The 4,915-nt window shown below is 70.5% G+C and carries 4 protein-coding genes and 1 pseudogene; 1 reads left to right on the forward strand and 4 read right to left on the reverse strand.

Going from position 1 to position 4,915, the window contains the following annotated elements:
* Positions 1–43: 43 nt before the first annotated feature.
* From G6028_RS05540 to G6028_RS05555, 4 genes are read right to left on the reverse strand one after another with little or no spacing between them, the layout of a single operon-like run.
* Positions 44–1,135 carry an NAD(P)H-dependent amine dehydrogenase family protein gene (locus G6028_RS05540; RefSeq protein WP_182658279.1) on the reverse strand — a complete coding sequence of 364 codons (1,092 nt, stop codon included), beginning with the start codon at positions 1,133–1,135 and terminating at the stop codon, positions 44–46.
* Positions 1,136–1,176: 41 nt separating this feature from the next.
* The gene (locus G6028_RS05545) at positions 1,177–3,198 is read right to left on the reverse strand and encodes a M13 family metallopeptidase (protein WP_182658280.1); all 2,022 of its coding nucleotides are present in this window, start codon (positions 3,196–3,198) and stop codon (positions 1,177–1,179) included.
* Between the two features lie 35 nt (positions 3,199–3,233).
* Entirely contained in the window at positions 3,234–3,833 is a 600-nt protein-coding gene (locus G6028_RS17425) for a hypothetical protein (RefSeq protein WP_206685733.1), read from the reverse strand.
* A 48-nt stretch (positions 3,834–3,881) separates the two neighbouring features.
* Entirely contained in the window at positions 3,882–4,394 is a 513-nt protein-coding gene (locus G6028_RS05555; RefSeq protein ID WP_179523589.1) for a DUF4395 domain-containing protein, read from the reverse strand.
* 123 nt (positions 4,395–4,517) lie between these two features.
* Here G6028_RS05555 and G6028_RS05560 point away from each other — a divergent pair.
* Positions 4,518–4,915: pseudogene (locus G6028_RS05560) on the forward strand (hypothetical protein); the annotation flags it as partial.

The following is a 4,915-nucleotide window of genomic DNA, read 5'->3' on the forward strand; positions in this document are numbered from 1 at the left end:
GCGGCACGGGCGGCACGGGCGGCACGGGCGGCACCGATTATGTTCATCTTCTCATTAAGCCACGCCCGGTGATCATCGGCAGGTCCTTTGCGTATACCAGACCGGGCTCCGCCGCGACCACGGCCTCGACGGCGTTGACCAGCCTCATCGCGGTGACGAGCATGCCGGACTCGTTGTGGTCGCCGTGCTCGGCGTGGTGGGTGAACTCCACGCGCATGGCCGGCTCACCGAGGATGTCGATGCGGTAGCACCCGTCCCCGTGGTCGGGGCGGGGCCAGTCCGGTGCCTGGTCGACGGCGGTGCGGGTGACGTGCTCCAGGACGATGCGGTCCTCGCCGTCGACCTGTCCCACCACCTCGAACCGCAGCGCCGCCTGGGTCCCGGCCGGGACCTCGCACGCCAGCAGCGACAGGTCCCGATCCGCGGGAAGCCGCTCGTGGCGCTCGACCAGCGGTTCGTCGAGCGTCACCTCCAACGCGGCGGCGAGCTGACGGACCACCGACCCCCAGCCCGCGGCGAGCATCCCCGGTCGGAGCAGTGGCGGCAGGGTGTCCATGGACCGACCGAAGCCGAACAGCCGCCGCATGGTCTCGCCCTGGTGGTACACCGAGTAGTCGGCGATCTCGCCCACCCGGATCAGGTCGATGCGCCGGGACAGGCTCGTCATGACCAGCGGCAGGACGTCGTTGGCGAATCCCGGGTCGATGCCGTTGACGTGCAGCGTGGCGCCACCCTCGCGGGCGGCGTCCACGAGTTGGGCGATCATCTCCTCCGGGAGGGTCCCGTGCGGGTACTGGAGCAGGACGGGGCCGGAGGCCACCACGTCGATACCCGCGCGCAGGAAGCCGCGGAAGTCCTCGATCGCCGGCATGAAGCGGGTCTCGGTCTCGGCGGTGTACACGATCGCGTCCGGGTCGAGAGCGAGCAGTGTCGCCCGGTCGTCGGTCGCGATCACCCCCAGATCCCGGCCCAGACCGGCGAGCCGGCCCGCGTCGACGCCGACCTTCGCGGGATCGGAGACGAAGACGCCCACCAGCTCCAGCTCGGGCCGGGCGTCGACGGCCTCGACCGCCATCCTGCCCAGATAGCCCGTCGACCATTCCACGACCCTGATCGGTACATCCCGGCTCGTCATGGGTGAACCCCAACGACCGGGCCGGAGCCGGCGGGGCCCCTTCACCAGATGCTCACGCGCTCCTCGGGGGCGAGCCACAGCCCGTCCCCCTCGGTCACCCCGAACGCGGCGTGGAAGTCGTCGAGGTTCCGCACCACCTGGTTGCAGCGGAACTCCGGCGGGGAGTGCGGGTCCACGGCCAACCGGCGGGCGGCCTCCTCCGCGCGGGTCTTGGTGCGCCACACGATGGCCCAGGAGGTGATGAGCCGCTGGATGCCGGTCATCCCGTCGATCTCGGGGCCCACCTCCGTCCCCTCCGCCGGCTGCACGTCGGAGCCCTCCCCGGTCGACCCCTGCGCCAGCCGGTAGGCCAGCAGCGCGATGGTCAGCCCGCCGAGGTCGCCGATGTTCTCCCCCACCGTGAAGGCTCCGTTGACGTGGTCCTTCGCGGGGTCCAGACCGTCCGGGGTCAGGCCCTGGTACTGGTCGATCAGCGCGTCCACGCGGGTGGAGAACGCGGAGCGGTCGTCGTCGGTCCACCAGTCCACCAGGTTGCCGTCGCCGTCGTACTTCGACCCCTGGTCGTCGAACCCGTGGCCGATCTCGTGACCGATCACCGCGCCGATCGCCCCGTAGTTGGCGGCGTCGTCGGAGTCGGCGTCGAAGAACGGGGGCTGGAGGATGGCGGCCGGGAACACGATCTCGTTCATCACCGGGTTGTAGTAGGCGTTGACCGTCTGCGGGGTCATGTGCCACTCGCCGCGATCGACCGGGCCGCCGAGCTTGCCCAGTTCGTAGCGGTGCTCGAACTCGGCCGACCGCCGCACGTTGCCCAGCAGGTCGTCCGGGCGCACCTCGAGCGCCGAGTAGTCGCGCCACTTCTCCGGGTAGCCGATCTTGGGCACGAACGCCTCGAGCTTCTCCTGCGCCCGCTCGCGGGTCTCCGGCGTCATCCACGGCAACCGCGCGATGGAGTAGCGGTAGGCGGCGGTGAGGTTCTCCACCAGCTCGACCATCCGGGCCTTGTGGCCGGGTGGGAAGTGGCGGGCCACGTACTCCTTACCCACCTCCTCGCCGAGGGCCGCCTCGACCGCGGCGACGCCGCGCTTCCACCGGGCCTTGATCTCCTCCGTGCCGGACATCGCGGTGCCGTAGAAGCGGAAGTCCTCCTCCACCAGGTCGCTGGTCAGGTAGGGCGCGCGCGAACCGAGGACCCGCCACCGCAGCCATTCCTTCCACGTCTCCAGTGGTTCGGTCGACCACAGTCCGGCGACAGCGGTGAGGAAGTCGGGCTGCATGGCCACGACGCGGCCGAAGGTCTCCTCCGAGCCGCCCACCTCACGGGCCCAGTCGTGCCAGGGGAATCCGGGCGCCAGGCCGGGGAGCTCGTCCCAGGTGACGGGGTTGTAGGTCTTGTCGGCGTCGCGGCGGGCCACCACATCCCAGTGCGCGGAGGCGATGCGGGTCTCCAGCGCGACGATCCGTTCGGCGCGGGCGCGGGCGTCCTCGTCTCCCGACAGCTCCGCGAGCACGAGCATCCGCGCGATGTGATCCGTGTACTGGTCGCGCAGCTCCGCGTACTGATCCTCGCGGTAGAAGGACTCGTCCGGCAGTCCGATGCCGTACTGCACCAGGTAGAGGATGTACTCGGTGGAGTTCTTGGCGTCGTTGTTGACGTAGGCGCCGATCAGACCGCCGACGCCCACCTTCTCCAGCCGCGCCATGGCCAGGGCCAGCGAGTCGGCGTCGGTCGCGCCGTCGATCTCGGCCAGATCGGGCGCGAGCGCGGCGACGCCCGCGGCCTCGACCGCGTCGGTGTCCATGAAGGAGGCGTAGAACGCCCCGATCCGCGAGTCCACGGGGGCGTCGGTGATGATGTCCCGCACCCGCTCCTCGGACAGGTCGCGCAGCGCGAGGAAGGCACCGTCGATGGGCCGGTCCGCGGGGATCACGTGATCGCGGATCCAGGTGCCGTTGACGTGTTGGTAGAGGTCGTCCTGGGGACGGACGTCCCGGTCGACGTACTGGAGGTCGAGGCCCGAGGGGCGCGAGTCGTCGGTCGTGGTGATCTCGGTCGCTGTCATGCGACCAGGTTACGGAAGGTCCGGCGACCGGTCTCTCAGTAGAAGCCGTTCCGGGCGTTGTACTCCTTGGCACCCGAATAGGCGTCGACCATCCCCCAGACCCAGAACCCGAGCATGATCGGGATCCCGATCAGGACCACGGACAGCAGGATGCCGAGGAAGTAGCCGGCCATGATGCCGATCCCCTTGCCTGCCTGGCCGTTGATCAGCGTGCCCAGCCCGGGCAGGAAGAAGGACAACACCAGCGAGAGCGCCGGCTCCTTGCGCGACGCCCCGTAGGCCGGCGCGTACGGGTGCATCGCGCCGTAGCCCGGTGAGCCGTAGGGCTGCACGCCGTAAGGCTCCACGCCGTAGGGCTGCGCGCCGTAGGGCTGCGTGCCGTAGGGCTCCGTCCCATAAGGCTGAGTCCCGAACGGCTGGGCCCCGTAGAAATGGGCGCCGTAGGGCTGCTGCTCGAACGGCTGCTGCTCGAACTGCTGCTGGTCGAACTGCTGGTGCCCGAACGAGGGGCTCTCGTAGGACTGCGTCCCGTAGGGAGATAACCGGTCGCCGGAGTCCGACGGGGTGCCGTACGCCGAGCCGTGGCCCCGGGGGTCGTCGCCGTACGACTCGTGGTTCTCGGACGGGGAAGTCATGTCCTCCACAGTAACGCGGAGTGACGGTGTCCCGGTTGCGAGCAGGTCTCAGTTGCGCGCGGTCATCCCGGGCCGGGCCCAGATGTCGGCGCAGTCGACGCAGGCGTCCTCCGACACGACACCGACCCGCTGCAGTTGGCCGTACATCCAGCACCCCAGGCAGAACCCCAGGGCCGCCTCGGCGAGGGCGGCGGCCACCAGCACGCCCAGGACCACGACCCCCGCCCCCGTCAACCCGCCCAGGAACAACCCGAGCGCGACCGAGGACATGACCAGGCCGATCGTCTGGGCGAACCGCTTGGGTGCACCCGCGACCAGCTTGGGCTCGGAGCTGACCCTGGGGGCCAGTACGTGCACCGAGAGCCTGCCGAACGGTGAGTACCGCGGCCCCCCGGCCACCCGGAGGGCGAAGCCGACGACCAGTGCCGCGGCGAGCCAGGTCTGCGCCGGCGGCGGCGCGAGCATCGTCACCACCGCGAGCGTCACGACGAGCCCGGCGGTGCACCGGGCGGCATAGTCGTTGACGACCTCAGGGAACGCGAACACCTCTCGCAGGCTCATGACCGACCTCCTCGACCTCTCGGTACCGTCCGTACCGCCACTCTGCATAGACAGATCTGTCTACCCATGCCCCGAGAGTACGCCTGAACCCGCGAAAGTCCCAGCCCGGTTATCCTGCGGAGCATGGCGCACCGGAGAGCAGCGGCACTTCAGCCCGGCCGTGCGATCGTCGCGGGTCTCGGCCTCGCCCTGGCCGTCGGCGCCTGCGGGCAGGTGACGCCGGGTGAATCACCCACGACCACCACCGGACCGGGCACTGCCCCCACCACGACACCGAGCGTCGCCGCCGGGACTCCCGCCCCCTCCCCCGGCCCGGACGCCACACCGGGGTGTGAGGTCCTGGCCGGGCCGGTCCACAGGCTGGTCACCGGTCAGGTCGACCCGGGAGTCGGCTCCGAGGAGGTGCGGCGCCTGGCCGACGGAGTCGAGGACAACGCCCTGTCCGCCGTGGCGAGCCGGATCTCGGGCCTGGTCGTCCAACCCGCCCCCGACCCCTCGGCCGTCGACGCCCAGTGGGGGCA

It is taken from the genome of Dietzia cercidiphylli (assembly GCF_014145145.1).
GTDB lineage: Bacteria > Actinomycetota > Actinomycetes > Mycobacteriales > Mycobacteriaceae > Dietzia > Dietzia natronolimnaea.